Source organism: Paenibacillus sp. (genome assembly GCF_048976745.1).
Classification (GTDB): Bacteria; Bacillota; Bacilli; order Paenibacillales; family Paenibacillaceae; genus Paenibacillus.
In genome coordinates this window covers 1-17,456 of record NZ_JBHGUU010000005.1, presented here as the reverse complement: position 1 = coordinate 17,456, position 17,456 = coordinate 1, and the positions used below count along the sequence as shown (strand labels likewise).

Annotated in this window: 17 protein-coding genes and 1 riboswitch; of the genes, 13 read left to right on the top strand and 4 right to left on the bottom strand. The window is 49.8% G+C overall.

The window, feature by feature from the left end; genetic code table 11:
* The first annotated feature begins 7 nt into the window (after positions 1 to 7).
* The gene (clpP, locus tag ACE3K2_RS03815) at positions 8 to 589 is read left to right on the top strand and encodes an ATP-dependent Clp endopeptidase proteolytic subunit ClpP (protein ID WP_421886940.1); all 582 of its coding nucleotides are present in this window, start codon (positions 8 to 10) and stop codon (positions 587 to 589) included.
* A gap of 54 nt (positions 590 to 643) precedes the next feature.
* Here clpP and ACE3K2_RS03810 read toward each other — a convergent pair whose 3' ends face one another.
* Entirely contained in the window at positions 644 to 2,065 is a 1,422-nt protein-coding gene (locus ACE3K2_RS03810) for a PLP-dependent aminotransferase family protein (RefSeq protein WP_421886937.1), read from the bottom strand.
* Positions 2,066 to 2,184: 119 nt separating this feature from the next.
* On the opposite strand from ACE3K2_RS03810, the gene ACE3K2_RS03805 reads away from it, so the two are divergent.
* Complete coding sequence (locus ACE3K2_RS03805; protein WP_421886934.1) at positions 2,185 to 3,123, top strand: DMT family transporter; 939 nt, start codon at positions 2,185 to 2,187, stop codon at positions 3,121 to 3,123.
* A gap of 63 nt (positions 3,124 to 3,186) precedes the next feature.
* Here ACE3K2_RS03805 and ACE3K2_RS03800 read toward each other — a convergent pair whose 3' ends face one another.
* Positions 3,187 to 3,756 (bottom strand): TetR/AcrR family transcriptional regulator, encoded by a 570-nt coding sequence (locus ACE3K2_RS03800; protein WP_421886931.1) that lies wholly within the window; start codon positions 3,754 to 3,756, stop codon positions 3,187 to 3,189.
* 157 nt (positions 3,757 to 3,913) lie between these two features.
* On the opposite strand from ACE3K2_RS03800, the gene ACE3K2_RS03795 reads away from it, so the two are divergent.
* Positions 3,914 to 5,440 carry an NAD(P)/FAD-dependent oxidoreductase gene (locus tag ACE3K2_RS03795; protein ID WP_421886928.1) on the top strand — a complete coding sequence of 509 codons (1,527 nt, stop codon included), beginning with the start codon at positions 3,914 to 3,916 and terminating at the stop codon, positions 5,438 to 5,440.
* A 328-nt stretch (positions 5,441 to 5,768) separates the two neighbouring features.
* Here ACE3K2_RS03795 and ACE3K2_RS03790 read toward each other — a convergent pair whose 3' ends face one another.
* Together ACE3K2_RS03790 and ACE3K2_RS03785 are read right to left on the bottom strand one after the other, a co-directional pair.
* Complete coding sequence (locus ACE3K2_RS03790; protein ID WP_062833159.1) at positions 5,769 to 6,572, bottom strand: Cof-type HAD-IIB family hydrolase; 804 nt, start codon at positions 6,570 to 6,572, stop codon at positions 5,769 to 5,771.
* Between the two features lie 240 nt (positions 6,573 to 6,812).
* On the bottom strand, positions 6,813 to 7,817 hold the full coding sequence (locus ACE3K2_RS03785; protein WP_237176486.1) for a lipoate--protein ligase: 1,005 nt from the start codon (positions 7,815 to 7,817) through the stop codon (positions 6,813 to 6,815).
* A 189-nt stretch (positions 7,818 to 8,006) separates the two neighbouring features.
* Between ACE3K2_RS03785 and cobD the strand changes: the two genes are divergently transcribed.
* The 10 genes from cobD to ACE3K2_RS03735 form a co-directional block, all read left to right on the top strand.
* Positions 8,007 to 9,215 (top strand): threonine-phosphate decarboxylase CobD, encoded by a 1,209-nt coding sequence (gene cobD, locus ACE3K2_RS03780; RefSeq protein ID WP_421886923.1) that lies wholly within the window; start codon positions 8,007 to 8,009, stop codon positions 9,213 to 9,215.
* On the top strand, positions 9,212 to 10,042 hold the full coding sequence (locus ACE3K2_RS03775; RefSeq protein WP_421886921.1) for an adenosylcobinamide amidohydrolase: 831 nt from the start codon (positions 9,212 to 9,214) through the stop codon (positions 10,040 to 10,042). Before cobD ends, ACE3K2_RS03775 begins: the two co-directional genes overlap by 4 nt.
* 44 nt (positions 10,043 to 10,086) lie before the next feature.
* Entirely contained in the window at positions 10,087 to 11,067 is a 981-nt protein-coding gene (cbiB, locus tag ACE3K2_RS03770; protein ID WP_421888319.1) for an adenosylcobinamide-phosphate synthase CbiB, read from the top strand.
* Positions 11,058 to 11,744: a histidine phosphatase family protein gene (locus ACE3K2_RS03765; RefSeq protein WP_421886919.1), complete on the top strand. Its 687-nt coding sequence runs from the start codon at positions 11,058 to 11,060 to the stop codon at positions 11,742 to 11,744. The genes cbiB and ACE3K2_RS03765 overlap by 10 nt, the downstream gene beginning before the upstream one ends.
* Positions 11,745 to 11,922: 178 nt before the next feature.
* Positions 11,923 to 12,057, top strand: a riboswitch (cobalamin riboswitch).
* Between the two features lie 412 nt (positions 12,058 to 12,469).
* On the top strand, positions 12,470 to 13,468 hold the full coding sequence (locus ACE3K2_RS03760; RefSeq protein ID WP_421886916.1) for an ABC transporter substrate-binding protein: 999 nt from the start codon (positions 12,470 to 12,472) through the stop codon (positions 13,466 to 13,468).
* Positions 13,465 to 14,511, top strand: coding sequence for a FecCD family ABC transporter permease (locus ACE3K2_RS03755; protein WP_421886913.1), 1,047 nt, complete (start codon positions 13,465 to 13,467; stop codon positions 14,509 to 14,511). The genes ACE3K2_RS03760 and ACE3K2_RS03755 overlap by 4 nt, the downstream gene beginning before the upstream one ends.
* Complete coding sequence (locus ACE3K2_RS03750) at positions 14,508 to 15,398, top strand: ABC transporter ATP-binding protein (protein ID WP_421886910.1); 891 nt, start codon at positions 14,508 to 14,510, stop codon at positions 15,396 to 15,398. The genes ACE3K2_RS03755 and ACE3K2_RS03750 overlap by 4 nt, the downstream gene beginning before the upstream one ends.
* 45 nt (positions 15,399 to 15,443) lie before the next feature.
* The gene (gene cobT, locus ACE3K2_RS03745; RefSeq protein ID WP_421886906.1) at positions 15,444 to 16,565 is read left to right on the top strand and encodes a nicotinate-nucleotide--dimethylbenzimidazole phosphoribosyltransferase; all 1,122 of its coding nucleotides are present in this window, start codon (positions 15,444 to 15,446) and stop codon (positions 16,563 to 16,565) included.
* Positions 16,562 to 17,122 carry a bifunctional adenosylcobinamide kinase/adenosylcobinamide-phosphate guanylyltransferase gene (cobU, locus tag ACE3K2_RS03740; protein ID WP_421886903.1) on the top strand — a complete coding sequence of 187 codons (561 nt, stop codon included), beginning with the start codon at positions 16,562 to 16,564 and terminating at the stop codon, positions 17,120 to 17,122. Before cobT ends, cobU begins: the two co-directional genes overlap by 4 nt.
* Positions 17,119 to 17,456 (top strand): adenosylcobinamide-GDP ribazoletransferase (locus tag ACE3K2_RS03735; RefSeq protein ID WP_421886900.1); only part of this gene is annotated, 338 nt, incomplete at its 3' end. The genes cobU and ACE3K2_RS03735, both read left to right, overlap by 4 nt.

The window sequence follows — 17,456 nt, the reverse complement described above, 5'->3', positions numbered from 1 at the left end:
GACATATATGAATGTAGTGCCGTATGTAGTGGAACAAACCGCTCGCGGAGAGCGGAGTTATGATATTTATTCCCGTTTGCTCAAAGACCGGATCATCATGGTGTCTGGAGAGATTGAGGATCAGATGGCAAATGCCATTGTGGCCCAGTTATTGTTCTTGACAGCAGAAGACCCGGATAAGGACATCCAGATGTACATCAACAGCCCAGGTGGTTCGGTGACCGCGGGATTCTCAATCTATGATACGATGCAATTCGTGAAGCCGGATATCTCCACGATCTGTACAGGTATGGCGGCAAGTTTTGGCACGATATTGTTGGTAGGTGGAACAAAAGGCAAGCGTATGGCTCTGCCTAACAGTGAGATCATGATCCATCAGCCACATGGCGGTACGCGGGGGCAGGCGTCAGATATGCTGATTCATGCTAACCGCATTATTCAGCATCGTCAGCGTCTTAACAAGCTGTTAGCCGACCATACAGGACAGTCGATTGAGCGGATTGAGAAGGACTCAGATCGAGACTATTTCCTGACCGCTGCTGAAGCAGTTGAATATGGATTGGTGGATAAGGTTATATCCAGCTCATAACAGTAGCCCGGAAGGTCGTGTGACCTTTCGGGCTATTTCGATTGATAACCAACCTTACATTTCTTTCGCCAGCGTAATGAGTCTGCTCATGCCTTCGCGAATCTGCTGCTCATGTGCATAAGAGAAGGAAAGGCGCAGCTTGCGACTGGCTGAATCATCCGAGGAATCAAATACGGTTCCGGGTACAAAGGCAACGGATTGTTCCATGCATCGGTGAAGCAGTATTCCGGTATCCACACCCTTTGGAAGCTCCACCCAAAAGTTAAGTCCGCCCTCGGGGCGGGTCCACGTCCAGTCCGTTTCCAGCAGAGATTGTTCCATCACTTCCATCCGTAGCTGGATGGCGGTCCGTAGCTTGGACAGATGCTGATGCATACGTTCTGACTGAAAATAACGGAGAAAAAGCTTCTGGTTCAGAAGGGGTGATCCGTTATCTGTCAGTGATTTGACAGCCTGTAGTCCTGGCATGAAACGCTGACGGCATATGATGGCTGCAATCCGCAGCCCGGGTGCAACATACTTGCTATAACTGCGAATGTACAGGGTGTGTCCTGTGGTGTCGTAGGTGAAGATGGGTGCAGGAGGTTTTTCCTTAAAATAGATATCGTAGGTGCTGTCGTCTTCGAGCAGAAAACAACCATACTGTTCTGCAAGTTCGGGTAACTGCTTGCGCTGTTCTACTGGAACATTCATGCCGGTTGGATTCTGAAAGGTCGGTGTCATATAAAAGAGGCGTGGCTTTTCACTCTTCATCAGATGTTCGATCTGCTCCAGATCATAACCCTCGGGATGAATGTCGGTGAAGATGAGCCGAGCACCTTGTTTGCGGAAAATTTCCATTGCCGGTCCATACGTAGGCCGTTCCATCAAGACCCGATCCCCGGGCTTGACCAGCGTCCGCGAGATGACGTCAATCGCTTGCTGGGCACCCGATGTAATTAACACCTCGTCTGCGGAGAGGTAGAAGCGTTCCTTGGTGGTCAGATGGCTTGCCATCGCACTGCGCAACTCCAGATCTCCTTGAATCGTGGAGTACGTTCCGAGCAGACGTGGATATTGATCCAGCAGATCACGCATCAGTTCTCCCCAATACCGATTGGGAAGCAGGGCGGGGTCAATCAGTGATTTGGAAAACTGGAATTCGGCTTCAAGGGACTGCACACGTGCGAGGGAGTCCCAATGCAGCCAGGCAGACACGGCGGGATCATCCGCCTGATCGGTTACTGAAAATGGCGTTGCTGGACTGACATAATAGCCGGACTTGTCCTTCACATAAACATTACCGCGTTCCTTTAACTCCTGATAGGCTTTGAAAACGGTCAGCCGATGTACGCCGAGTAGCTCGGACAGGCTTCGTACAGATGGCAGTTTTTCATGTTCGGCCCACTCTCCCGCTTCGATACGTACAACGAGATAATGGATGACTTGCTCATATAATTTCAGGCTGTTATCTGTCATCTTCAAGGTTTTGCCCACCCGGCTCACACTCCTTTTGAACTCTATTGTAACAGCAAATAGTGACAACTGTTCTGTTTTGTTCGTTCTGTTCTGTAGACCATGAGATATGATGAAGAACAGATAAAGGAGTGGTTATCATGGTGGGTATTGCATTTACGGTCATGTGTCTTATTTTCGGTACAACGTTTTTGGCTATTAAAATTGGAGTGGAGGCAGGCATGCCGCCTTTTCTGTCAGCCGGACTGCGATTTGTAATCGCGGGAGCGCTGATGTTTGCATGGATGTGGATGAAGGGCAAAGTGAGTTGGTCGCTCCTGTTCCGCAAGGAGATGCTGCTGACGGGAGCAGGTCTGACCTTCGGCACCTTTGCCACATTATATTGGGCTGAACAGCATGTGAGCTCGGGTGTGGGTGCCATTCTGTCAGCGACAGGACCGCTTATGATTATGTTGATGCAGACGGCGCTGTTACGGCAAAAAACATCTGCCCGTATGATTACAGGCTGCCTGATCGGGTTCAGCGGTGTAGTTCTGGTTGTACTGCCAGGTGTATCGCTTGGTGCGGGTTCCCTGTTCATGTGGGGCTGTATTGCGGTATTGGTGGGGGAAGTCTGTTATTCGGCAGGTGCATTGTACTCCAAAAAGGTCATTCATCAGTTCAAGGAGGCTAGTCCTGTAGCGATCAATGCGGTGCAGATGATGTATGGGGGATTACTGTTATCCCTGCTCTCAGCTGGAACGGAATCGTGGAAAATGTCTGCTCTGGATTGGGTGCCTGCCGTCTCGTCGGTCATCTATCTGACTGTCATTGGCTCCATGGTGGGGCATAGTCTGTTCTATTGGATTATGTCGCGTACCAATCCGTTATTCCCGGCAACCTGGTTATACATTTCACCACCCATTGCCGTGGGGCTTGGCGCTGTAGTTTATGGTGAGCATGTCAGCTGGGTTACATGGATCGGTGTGGTACTAGTCGTTTCAGGACTGCTCGCGATGAATGAGAAGGTGAGCGGCTGGTTGAAGAAAGGAAAGCGTGCGAGGATGACAGTGCAGGCTTCCGAAACTGTCTTAAAATAGGTAAAGTTGGATGGCATGCAGCTCAATCTCAAAATCAGCCCTGATTTTAGATTGAGCTGTTTGTTATTCCAACATAATGTTCTCGTTAACCAGTTGGTAGTAATATTCATCCATCTGTTCTGCCGTAATATTTTCTTCAAAATGTTGTATCCACCACGTCACAAGTAAACGAATCACCCCCGAGTGAAACTCGGCTACCAGTTCTATGGGAAGTGAAAATTGTTTACCTCTTCTCTTCAATTCCAGAAAATCTCGTCTGAATATCTCTCCGATATAATGTATGAAAAAGTTGTTAAACCCCTCATCCTTCTGCTGGTTCTGCACGATGGTCTCCAGTACATTTCCAAATAGAATTTTAGATACGCTTTGCAAAGGCTGCTGTAGCCGCTCTTCTACATTCATGTGTAAATAATCCCGAAGGACCCAAGTTAGGGTGGAGGACAGCAGAGCAAATTTATCCTTGAAATGTTTGTAAAACGTTGTTCGGTGAACCATAGCTTTGTCACATATTTCATTAATTGTGATATTGCTGAATAGCTGACCTTTCTCACATAACAGATTGAGAAGCGCCATCGTTAACAATTTATGAGTTCGGGTAACTCTCAAATCCACCTTTTTACCAACCATTTTCATCTACATCATTTCCTTATTGTAGTTTAGCTATATAGTATCCTGATATTGATTCTTACTTGATGCGAGATTGAAAGCGTATATTGGTATTATAAGTAATTTTTTTGATAGGGCTACAAGTGTAGATAAAATATGATGGATTAGAGAGGATGAAGTGGCGATGCCCGACATGAAAAAAGCTGTGGTAATTGGGGCAGGTATTGCAGGGTTAATCACTGCAAGGATGTTATCTGATTATTATGATGAGGTATGTATCATTGAGCGAGATGAATTGCCTTCTGAGCCGGCGAATCGGCAGGGTGTGCCTCAATCCTTTCATCCACATCGTGTATTACCGCGCGGTGGACTGATTCTGGAACAGTACTTTCCCGGATACAATGACGAATTGGTCGCACTTGGCGCCATTCCTTCACATGAAGAGAAATTTGTGATTGTCAATCGCTACGGTACATTAGTTAATAAGGCAAATGCTGATTCCTCATTCAAAATTGCATCAAGCAGTAGAGCTCTGCTGGAATGGGTACTGCGTCAGCGCGTCCAGAACATCGATCATATAAGCTTTTTAACGAGTACGGAAGTTACCGGGTTAATGGCATCCGAAGATCGGCGTTCGATCATAGGGGTGTATACCCAAGAAAGGGGCCGGGATAATCGGGAGGAGATGCTTGCGGCGGATATGGTTATCGATGCCGCAGGACGTTCTTCCAAATTAATCAGATGGCTTGATAAAATAGGGGTGTCCGTGCCTGAGCCGGAAGTGCTGAAGGTGTCTCTAGGTTACAGTACCCGCTACTATAAGATACCATCCTCTATTCAAAATGACTGGGGAACGGTGATCACTGAGTCCGATCCTGTGCAAGGAATTCGTGCAGGCATGTTGTGGCGTATTGAAAATGAGATCGCTGGACTATTACTATTCAACGCAGGAGGAGATGAATATCCCTCAACCCATCCGGATGAGTTCCAAGAGCAAATTAAACATCTGTTTGCTTCGGATGAAATCGTAGCGTTGGCAGACCAGCTGGAGCCTTATCAAGGGCCGCGGGGATACCGTATTTCCGAGTCTGTCCGTCAACATTTTGAACTCATGGAGAATTGGCCCTCCGGATTACTCGTCCTTGGCGATGCATTTTGCAGCTTCGATCCGATCCATGGCCAAGGCATGACGGTCGCTGCAATTGAAGCCGAGACCATAGGAAAATGTTTGGATGAGCAGCGAATACATCCTGAGCCGCAGTTTGAGCGTCAAGTACTGCTTCGTATGCAGCAGGCGATCGAGCCGGCCTGGTGGCTTAGTTCTGTGGCTGATCTGCGTTGGAAAGGGGTCGAACATGTTGGGCCTTCCCGAATGAAAGGGGTTGCGTTTGCTCAGAAGTATATAAACTTGTTTACTAAGCAGGCGATGAAAAAGGCGAGTCAGGAACATAATAAACATCTCTTTTTTACCCAGTTCCTGATGAATGCTCTAATCCTTCCTCCAAGTGAATACTTTAAAGGTGAAATCCTGAACATGATCCTGGACGACAATGGTTCCGAAGAAGAAATGGAGTTAAGGGCAGAGCTTGGCGTCCAAGATCCGGAGCTGTTCCAGCAAAGAATAGATGAGATCATTCCGCCATTTCAACTGGAATTTGATGGGCAAATCAAGAAACTGCTGGAGTCTTTCCAGCATGCCATGAGCAGGTAAAACAATGAATCGTGGTGCGTGAAAGTAGGCAAAACATGAAACAAATCATTCTTAATTTCTTAGCTAGCATTGCAATCTCATTCATTGTATTTTTTATTATTTTGTTTTTTGCCGATGTCCCAGATACAAATCGTGTCATCTTATCTATGGTGATTACAATTTCACTACAATTATCCTTAATCACTGCATTGTTGCTTTCAAAACATAAAAAATAACAGAGAAATATACCTACTATAATCGTTCACACAGAAAAATGAAAATGTCTTTAAAATCAAAAAAACAGCCCTGTACAGCGAAATTCGCCGACTGGGCTGTTCGTTGATCTTAATTACTCTGCGTTCAGCACAAACTTCTCAATAACCTCTTTTACACCGTCTTCGTTATTACTTGCCGTAATGTAGTCCGCCAGCTCTTTCAGCGCAGGAATGGCATTCCCCATCGCTACACCAAGACCAGCAACTTCGAGCATCTCATGGTCATTCCAGGAGTCGCCGATGGCAATACACTCGCTGAGTTGGTGACCGAAATGGTCTGCCAGGAAGGTCAGGGCATGGCCTTTGGTCCCTTCATTGTGCATGATCTCCAGGAAGTAAGGTTTGGACTTGGTGATATGCACTTGAGGTCCGAGCAATTCACGCAGGTCAACGGCAACCTTATCCAGGTAGTCCGGCTCATCGATAATAAGCAGCTTCGGCGTTTTTTGTTCGATGACTTTGATAAAATCAGATTCGATGTAATATTGGGTGCCGTTTAATTTGGCGTAATCACGCAGCTTGTCGTTTTCCTCACGGGCATATAACTTGTCGTCAATGTATGTTTGAAGGTGGAGGTTATTCTCCAGGCAGTAATCATACAATTTGCGGGAAGCTTCCTGTGGAACGTAACGTTCATAAAGTACTTTTTCGTCCAGCAGGTTTTTCACCAATGCGCCTTGATACGTAATGATGGGTACGTTAAGTCCGGTTTGACGAGCAAGCGCTTGTGCGGAAGCATAAGCACGTCCAGTCGCCAGCGTTACAGTTACACCATGGGCAACCGCTTGTTCCAGTGCAGTCTGTGTAGCAGGGGTTACTTCCTTGTTGTCGTTGATCAGTGTGTCATCAATGTCGATTGCGATTAATTTGTAGGTCATCTGTATTTCTCTCCTTTTTTATCTGTATCTATACCCGACTTAATCTATATCAGTTCAAATAAACGTTTTACACGAGAACGGAGAGGACAGAAAAAACCTGAAGAAGCGGAGCGTTCGCCTTTATCACCGGATTTTCCCTTTGAAGAAGGGAATCAAAAAAATCTGGGGATAACAGCGATCGGAAGGTTATTCTGTCATCGGAGTGGCAGGTGTAAACATTTTAGGGTTGAACTTTTATACCTACTCTTCCAGAAAAACAAGGCCGATAAAGTCTTCCAGCTCAAGGTTGCCGAAATAATGTTTTACATCCAGGCCTTCAAGAGCAGTACGCACCTCGGATTCCTCATACCGCTTGCCGCGCAGCATATTTTCGATATCAGCTACATCGCCTACACCGAAGAAGTCGCCGAAGATTTTGATATCTTCGATGCGTCCATCCTTGATGTTCATGCGCAGATCGATGATGCCTACAGGGAATTTGCGAGTGTGCTTCACATTGCTTTCCGGAGACAATCCATAGTTCCAGTCCCAGTTGTTATAACGCTCAGCGGAGATTTCCTTGATTTTGTCCCAGTCTTTGTCAGTCAGCTTGTATTGAGGGACGTCTTGTGGCTCCATTCTGAAAATATGACGTAACAGCTCATCGCGGAACTGCTCAATCGTCAGGTTGGTGTCAATCAGGTCCCGTATGTTGGCGACCCGGCTGCGCACGGATTTGGTGCTCTTGGATTTGAATTTCTCTGGATTGACGTTCAGGGAAGCCTGAACATGCTCCAGGTTCAGATCAAACATCAATGTGCCATGACTGAACATGCGCCCACGTGTGGAGAACTGGGCATTGCCCGAAATTTTCTTTTCGCCCACTTGCAGATCATTACGCCCGGTCAACTCGGCATTTACACCAAGCTCGTGCAAAGCTTCAACCACAGGTTGGGTAAACTTGCGGAAGTTATGGAAGGATTGACCGTCATCCGCTGTAATAAAACTGAAATTCAGGTTGCCCAGATCATGATATACCGCTCCGCCTCCCGAAAGACGACGAACCACCTGCACACCGTTATCCTGAACGTACTCGATATTAATTTCCTCAATCGTATTTTGATGCTTACCGATGATGATCGACGGACGGTTGATGTAGAACAGCAGATAGCTGTCGTCCTCCATCGGCAGATGTTTCAGAATGTACTCCTCAATCGCCAGGTTTACAGAAGGATCTGTAATACCCTGGTTGTCTACAAACAGCATGGTCATTCCTCCATTAATGTATGTGAGGGATTGTTAGTCCCTTATGTAGTGAATCTTGTATATCAAAAGGAACCGAAATTCCTCTTCTATTGTAAACGAATTATGGTTGGGACACAAAGAAAACAGGATTGACCCACACCTCCCGTGCCATCCATAATAAAAAGGACATACAGAAAGGATGACGGAAGAATGACCGGTTATATCGAAGTGTTCGGACATGGCGGGGACGTGGAGACGGCTGCGTCACGATTTGAAAGGGAAGCCGCTGATTTTCTGGATTTCAGTGCCAACATTAATCCACTTGGTCCGCCCAGAGGGGTGCTGGAGGCTATACAGCAAGGATTGCAGTCGGTGATTCGGTATCCCGATCCGGGGCATCGGGGATTCAAGGCACTGCTGAGCGAGCGTCTTGGTGTAATGCAGGAGCAGATTTCCGTGGGCAACGGTGCAGCCGAAAGTATGGCACTTATTCTGCTGGGACTTGCCCCGCGCAAGGTGGGTACGGTGGAACCGGGATTCTCGGAGTACCGCGCGTTGGCACGACAATTCGGTGCTGAGGTTATGCATACAGAGGGCAGAGAAGAGCTGGCGTGGCGAGCGGAACCCGAGGAGATCGAGCAACTTATGGAAAAGGTAGACCTGCTCTTTCTCGGCCAGCCGAACAATCCAAACGGTGTACAATATCCGCTTGAGGTATTGCAGAGGCTTGCCCGCAAAGCAGAAGTAACGGGAACCGTATTTGTCATTGATGAGGCGTTTCTGGATTTTATTCCGGTAACCCGGCGCCAGTCCCTTGCAGCACATCTGAATGACTATCTCAATGTGATCATCATTCGCTCGATGACGAAGTTTTATGCCATTCCGGGCTTGCGTCTCGGATATGCTTTGGGCCGTGCGGAATACATCCAGGCGATGACGAAGAAACAGGTGACGTGGAGTGTCAACGGCCTGGCGCTCATGGCAGGTGAAACCTGTCTGCGCAGCGGAGAACGGTACGAACAGGAGACCATATCACAGATAACGCGGGAACGGGAGCATCTTATCACAGGGCTGCAGGCGTATGGATGTGCGGTGACACCGGGAGAGGCGAACTTTATTTTGGCACGTGTGCCGGCCCCTTGGACAGCAGCATCCATGCAGGAGGCGCTGGGCCGAAGGGGCATCCTGATTCGCAGCTGTGCCATGTATCCGGGGCTTGACGACAGGCATGTACGTTTCGCGGTCAAGGATGCCGATGCCAACTCTACATTACTCGAAGTGCTGGGCAGCGTGCTGGAAACCAAGGGATATCCGAATGTTGATCAGTTCTCCATTCATGAATCAAGTCAGCAGGAGCAGACAAAAGATTCGGAACAGGCACAGGAAAAGCAAAAGCAAAAGGGAGGGAAGCGGCAATGACTCTCCCGTTTTATAACTACTTTGCGAATGGTGAAACAGGCGAGAATGAATATGCGGCCTCTTCCTGGCCGGGACTGAACCTATCTGCACATGAACGACATATCAAAGCACAGAGCCTAGAGGCTGCCCAAGCGCTGTCGAGTGCGGTATATGGCGGCGGGATGTTTGAACTGGATCGCATATTTAACATCTATGTGGACAGGCATTACCGCTGTGATGATCCGCCGCGTGATATCGAACAAGCGCTGAACGAATGGCATGAGCCGCGGGATCAATGTGCCGGATTATTAACAGCCGTAAGGCTGGAGCATACCTCCATTCAGGAATATACAAGTGATGAGTTTGGTCTTCTGTGCTGCACTACTGCGGGTGTATCGAATGCAGCACGTGCGGGTTCGGAGAGAACGGTATTTGATGCAGCGGGAAATAAGATCATGTCTTCCGACATGGATCGCTCTGCTCCTTCAGCACGGAATCTGACGATTCCTTCCTATGTCCCGGGTACAATTAACATCATGCTCTGGTTGAATGGACGGATGACCACCGGGGCGATGGTGAATGCGGTACAGACAGCAGTGGAAGCCAAGTCAGCCGCACTGGCGGATGCAGGTGTTCTGGATTCGGAGAACGGCTTGCCCGCTACCGGCACCACAACCGACGCCATTGTGATCGCGGTACGACAGCGAGTGGAAGAACCTAAGCCGATAATCACTTATACCGGGACAGCGACTATGACAGGGGCGGCGATTGGCAGATTGGTATACGACACGGTGACGGAGAGCCTTCGGGCCGGACTGTTATGGAAAGAGAGGGTCAGGCAGAAATGACTTTTGAGGTGCAGCATCTATGGACCTGGACGTTCTGGACAGGTATGGCGGGAGCCTGGATTATTATACTGGCGTACCTGTTGGACCGATGTATTGGCGATCCGCGCTGGATCCCCCACCCGGTGATTGGCATGGGAAAAGGCATCACGGCGTTGGAGCGTGTCATTCGCTTGCGTGTGAACACAGATTCGGGGCTGAAGAGAGCAGGGCTGTTGTTCCCGATTGTGATTGCAGGGGGGTCTTTTGCCATTACGTGGGCATTCGTATATGTGCTTGGACTGATTCATCCTGTTATTGCAGCGGCAGCTGAAGTGGTGCTCATTGCAACGACCATTGCTTCAAAAGGGCTCAAGGATGCAGGTATGGAAGTGCATCGTCATCTGAAGCAGCAGGATTGGCCGGCGGCCAGACGTTCACTGGGCATGATTGTAGGCCGTGATACGGCGCATCTGGATGAACCGGAGGTTGTGCGGGGAACGGTAGAGACGGTTGCCGAAAATATTGTGGATGCCATTGTATCACCTTTATTCTATGCGCTCATTGGAGGCGCTCCACTAGCCATGGCTTATCGCGCCGTCAACACGCTGGATTCCATGGTCGGCTATAAAAATGACAAGTATCTGCACCTTGGATGGGCCTCGGCCCGTCTGGATGATGTGGCGAACTGGATCCCTGCCCGGCTGACCGCGTTGCTGTTAATCGTGGGTGCCTGGGTCATGAGGCTCGACGCCAAAGGAGCAGCACGCATGATCGCACGGGATGCAAGACTGCATCCAAGTCCGAATAGCGGTTTTCCCGAATCAGCGGTGGCTGGAGCACTGGGCATCCGGCTTGGCGGACATAACGTGTATCACGGCGTTGCTTCGTTTCGTGCCTACATGGGCGAGGCCACACGACCGATGGAAGCCGAGGATATTGTGCGAACATCACGTCTAATGTTCTGGTCGGCAGGGGCTTTTGTGGTACTGTGTGTGATCATAACGCTAGGTGTGTGGCTGGCAGGAGGGACGCTGTTATGGCCGTAAATGAAGGGAATGCAGGCAAGGACGTACATACGGATCAACCTCACTCAGTGAAACGAAACATTCTGTGGGTTCGTCACGGGACAACGCTTTGGAATGTGGAAAAAAGATACCTGGGGCATACCGACATCGGTCTGCTGCCAGATGCCAAAGAAGAACTGACTCCGCTTCATGAACAATTGAGCCGTGTTTCGTGGCACGAGGTATATTGCAGTGATCTGCTGCGCTGCCGGCAGACGCTGGAACAGATTCTTCCTAATGCCATCGAACAGGTGAAATTCGACTCACGCCTGCGAGAGAATGATTTTGGACAGTGGGAGGGGCTGACGTATGATCAGCTCAAGGATAACCCTGTGTACCGAAGCTGGATTGATGCGCCGCAGGAGGTCACTCCGCCCGGAGGGGAATCGTGGCAGGAGTTTACCGGACGGTTGGATTCCTTTCTCCAAGAGATGTTATTGGAGGGGCGTCCTTCGATGCACGTTGGTGAGGGGCAAGTGCCAACCATAGTTGTGGTTACGCATGGTGGTGTCATCCGGTATGCCTTATCCCGTCTGATTGCCGGGCTTGGGTTCTGGGATACACATGTCGTCCCGGGACAGGCGATTCAGGTTCAGCTTGATCAACAGGGGAATCAATGGTTTGGCAGCAGAGTGACTTTTCCGCCAATCGGGTTGTAAGGATGTACAATATACCCTATAATCACAACAGAAGTGTGACTACAGCATGGATACAGATACGTTGCAGGTGGTAAAGCCTGAAAGGGTATGCAACATGCAGAATTACACGACAATGGTTTACCATATCAACGACCAAGGGTCCCGCGTGTGAAGGCTGTTTTCATGGCAGATTAGTACGAGTCATGAAATTAGCAAGAGTTATGAACACACACGGGTGAAATGGGGAAGCCGGTGCAAATCCGGCACGGTCCCGCCACTGTAAAACAGGATGATTCCTGTAAGTCAGGTTACCTGCCCTGGACGTACAAACCGGTGTTCCTTCGAGGAAAGGACAGCGTTTCGGGCTATTCTATGCGCATGGACAACCCTTGGTTGAACATGTACAGATTGCCATATGCGAGACGTCATCCCTGATCCTGGACGTAAGGATTGGGGATTTTTTATTGTTCATGTAAGATGAACCGAGACCAATTTTACACGAGGTCACTCCGATTGCAGTACCATCTTCCGATCGCTGTTATCCCCAGATTTTTTGATTCCCTTTTTTGAAAGGGAAAATCCTGTGATAAAGGCGAACACTTCGTTTCTTCAGATTGGTTCTGCACTCTCCGTTAGCGTGTAAATGTTGCAGTTCAAACCTTACACAGGAACACCAAGGCATGGGGAATAAGAGTTCGAGCACGATGCAAGAAAATAGTACAAATAGAGAAGGGGAGAATAACAGAATGAATTTCAAGAATTGGAAAAGCGTAGCGTCCCTGCTAAGTGCAGCGGCACTCGCACTGGCTTTGGCCGGATGTGGCAATGCAACAACGAATGAGGGCGCAGGTACTTCACAACAACCGGCACAGGAGCAGTCCCAAAGCCAAGCGCAGACGGACCTCAAAACACAATATCCACTGACCGTTACGGATGCAACGGGTGAATCGTTCACCTTTGAAAAGGCACCAGCCAAAATTGTATCCGTGTCTCCAGCTGAGACGGAATCCCTGTTTGCCCTGGGATTGGACGATCAGATCGTTGGTGTATCAGACTATGATGATTATCCTGAAGCAGCAACAACCAAAGCGAAAATGGGTGGGATCACCAAGCCCAACGAAGAGTCCATCATTGCATCTGAAGCTGACATTGTCTTTACAGGTATCTCGATGAGTGAGGATGCCGTGAAGAAGCTGCGCGAACTCGGTATTACCATTTTCAAAACGGATCCTAAATCCATTGACGATGTGATGAACAATATCGAAACCTTCGGTAAAATCACCGATCATCAGGAAAAAGCACAAGAAATCATCACTCAGATGAAACAGGACGTGACGGATGTAACCGAAGCGGTGAAGGCCGTTAAACCGGAAGAGAAGAAAAAAGTATACGTTGAATTCTCCCCAGGTTGGTCGGTAGGTAAAGGTGAGTTCATGGACGAACTGATCACTGTAGCCGGAGGAACCAATATCGCTTCAAACGAAGAAGGCTGGTACCAAATCAATGAAGAAAACGTGATTGCCTCCAACCCCGATGTAATCTTGTATGCCAACGATGTAATTGATGAAAACTCCAAAACACTGGATCAGATCATCAAGGCGCGTAGCGGCTGGGATCAAATTACGGCTGTGAAAAATAACGCGGTTATTGGCTTGGATGCCAACCTGCTGAGCCGTCCGGGTCCACGTGTAACTCAAGGGTTGAAAGAAGTAGCCAAAGCGATCTACCCTGACTTGTTCCAATGAGTAAAAAGCTGATCCTGTTCGGAACGACGGGCATGGTGCTGCTGGTGCTCACCGTGCTCATCTGCACGGGCATTGGTTCAGTAGCTTTGCCAATTCGGGATATTGCCGGCATCCTGATTCACAAAATTCCCTGGGTGGGCGACTGGATTACACCGGATTGGAATAAGGCAGCCGAACAGATTATCTGGAAAGTCCGTTTTCCGCGTGTACTGCTTGCTGTGCTTGTGGGTGCTTCACTAGCCATTGCGGGTGCGGGCTTCCAGGGTGTGCTGCGTAATCCACTGGCCGATCCGTTTACACTTGGTGTATCATCCGGTGCATCAGTGGGGGCTGCTTTCCTGATTTTCTTCGGATTGCAGTATGCACTGATTGGAATCTGGACGTTACCTTTGATTGCGTTTTTGACGGGTGTACTCACGTTATGGTTTGTTATGGCGCTGGCTCGTGAAGGGCGTAAAATACCAACACACAGCCTCATTCTGGCTGGTGTGGTCATGCAAAGTTTCCTGGGCGCAGTGGTTTCCTTCCTGTCGACCATGTCGAAACAGACGATTAATGAAATTATATACTGGACGATGGGAAGTCTGGCATTACGCGGGTGGTCGTATACGGCCATCCTTTTCCCGTATTTTCTGCTCGGGCTAATCTTTCTCTGGAGTCGCGCACGCTCGTTGAATGTGCTTGCGCTGGGAGAACGTCAAGCGGCACATATCGGGATCGGAGTGGACAGGCTTAAGCTGTCCGTGCTGGCAGTTGGCACACTGTTGACCGCCGGGGCTGTCTCGGTATCAGGTGTCATCGGATTCGTTGGATTGGTGATCCCACATATGTTGCGGCTGCTGGTGGGGCCGGATTACCGACTGCTGGTACCTTTGTCTGCCATTGGTGGAGCAATCTTCATGGTGTGGGCCGATACCATCGCAAGATCGTTGCTGGCTCCAACTGAAATTCCACTCGGGGTGGTCACCGCCTTTGTTGGTGCACCGTTCTTTGCTTACCTGCTGCACCGGAACAAAAAGTTGCGGAAGGGGATGATGCCATGAGTGAAGAGAAGGAGAGTCGTACGAATCAACTTCGGGGCATGGTTTCGGCATCCAGCACCACTTCCAATGCCAGTACCAACTTCAACCCCAACTCCAACTTGACTTCACTTATCTCCATTAAGGGAGCAGGAAAGTCATATGGTAATCACCAGGCATTGCGTAGTCTGGACTGGCATGTTGGTGAAGGTGACTGGTGGGGAGTTGTCGGTCCAAACGGCAGCGGCAAGTCCACTCTGATCCAGCTTATTGCCGGAACGGAACAGTTAAGCGAAGGTCAGATTCATATCGATGGTCGAGATATCGGCTCTTACAGCCGTAAGGACCTGTCGCGCATGATTGCTGTATTGCAGCAGGACGGCTTGCCAGCCATCTCCTATCCCGTGCGAGACGTGGTGGAGATGGGGCGATATCCATACCAGAACTGGCTGGGGCGGGAAACGGGTGATGGGGCACTTGTGGTAGATAGGGTACTTGAAGAGTTAGGACTTACGGAACTGGCGGATCGGTCCCTGGATTCCCTGAGTGGCGGACAACGGCAACGGGTCGCACTAGCCAAAGTGATGGCACAGGAGCCGAGGTTGCTGTTGCTGGACGAGCCGACCACGTTTCTGGATATTAAATATCAATTGCAATTCATGGAATTGTTATCGGCATGGCGACAGAGAAATCACATTACAATTGTGGCTGTGCTGCATGATCTGAATCTGGCCGCATTATTTTGCGATCACATTCTGGCGCTGCGTGAAGGCATGGCAGTTGGAAAGGGCACGCCTCATACGTTGATCAACGATGAGAATATCCAGGACATATTTCGCGTCAAACCCGCGATTGTCTCTCATCCCGACCATGCCATACCACAACTGTTGCTGCGGCGGGACAACGATTAAAGGAAGCGGGGCAACCCATATTTTGATGAAGGAAGTGCTGGTTGTATGAATAATGAACAGGTGTTGGAGCAATTAACGAAAAAGATTACCGCTCCCGACCAGGATGTGGCGGCAGAAACCTCTGCGCATGTGGATTCGTTGACAAAGCCGCCGGGAAGTCTGGGCAAATTGGAAGAGCTGGTGATCCGCCTGGCAGGTATGACGGGCAATGCACGTCCGCGTTTTGATCACAGAGCGGTCATTGTCATGGCCGCAGATCACGGCGTAGTGGAAGAAGGTATCAGTGCTTTTCCTGCTGAAGTGACCCCGCAGATGGTCCTGAATTTCCTGGCTGGGGGCGCAGCCGTGAATGTGCTTGCCCGTCACGCTGGGGCTGATGTGATCTGTGTGGATATCGGCGTGAATGCCGATCTTGAACATCCGGACCTGCTTTCCCGTAAAATTCGCAAAGGCACAGCCAACATGGCCCGAGGGGCAGCGATGACCCGGGATGAGGCAGTTCGGGCGATCCTTGCAGGAGCCGAAGTTGTATCGGCAGAGGTGGCGAAGGGAACACAGCTGTTTGTCACCGGGGAGATGGGAATTGGCAACACCACTGCAAGTGCTGCGGTAATGAGCGCGTTAACCGGGGTTGCACCTGCTGCCGCCGTAGGGCGAGGCACCGGCATTGATGATGCAGGCTTGCAGCGCAAGGCTGCTGTAGTCAGCCGGGCACTTAGCGTAAACGCACCGAACCCGGAAGATGCACTGGATGTTCTGTGTAAAGTGGGGGGACTGGAGATTGCCGGACTCACGGGGGTTATCCTCGCAGCAGCTGCCCATCGTTGCCCGGTCGTTGTAGACGGGTTCATCTCTACCGCGGCAGCACTGGTCGCAAGACAACTTGCACCTCTGAGTACAGCTTATATGATCGCTTCTCATACGTCACATGAAAATGGACATGGAGCGCTTTTGCGTGAACTGGACCTGAAATCGATGCTGGATCTGGACATGCGCCTGGGTGAAGGCACAGGCGGCGTGCTTAGTCTTCATCTGATTGATGCAGCATGCCTTATTCTGAACGAGATGGCGACCTTTGCAAGCGCGGGTGTCTCGGATGGGACAAGCCGTACTCCAGATTCCACAACGTTGGTTGACTCATCCCTTCAAGGAGAGAATTCCCGATGAGCGTATTGGTGACAGGCGGCGCACGCAGTGGCAAAAGCTCCTTTGCCGAACGTCTTTGCATGCAACGTTCCTCAGAGGCATGGTATGTGGCGACAGCTCAGGCGTACGATGATGAAATGCGTGAACGTATCGCCTTGCATCAGCAACAGCGCGAAGCATCGGGGTATCTGTGGCATACGATGGAAGAGCCGATACATCTGCCTGCACTGATAAGCCGCATGGGTGAAGGGCATACAGGTACTTCTGCACCCACCATTCTGGTGGATTGCCTGACGCTGTGGCTGACCAATGTTTTGTTAGCGCATGAGCATGACGAGAAGCACGTGTTACAGGGACATTTGGACGCACTGGTTGAAGCGATTCGAGCCTATCCCGGTTTACTTGTTCTGGTTACAAATGAAGTGGGGGACGGGATTGTACCGGAGTATGCCCTTGGCAGGAGATATCGGGATTTGGCAGGTGTACTGAATCAGCGCATTGCGGCGATATGCGGTGAAGTGTTCCTGGTGACCGTAGGCATTGCGATTGAACTAAAAAGCAAGGAGTATCGCTTATGAAGGATGGCACGCCTGCTCCTCAGCGCAAACACGCGGCGGCAGCTGCTTTTCAATTTTTGTCCCGTTTCCCTGTCAAAATGCAAATCGATTTTGTCCCGCCGCTGCTGCGGGAAAGTGTGGTCTTTTATCCATTGGTCGGTGCTGCAATCGGTCTGTGTGTCTGGCTCTTGGGAGCCTTAAGTGGTGCAGTGCTTCCAGCCTTTCCGGCTGCCGTCCTAACTTTGACGTTATGGGTATGGCTCACCGGAGGACTCCATCTTGACGGGTGGATGGATACGGCGGATGGTTTGCTCAGTTATCGTACCCGTGAACGGATGCTGGAAATTATGAAAGA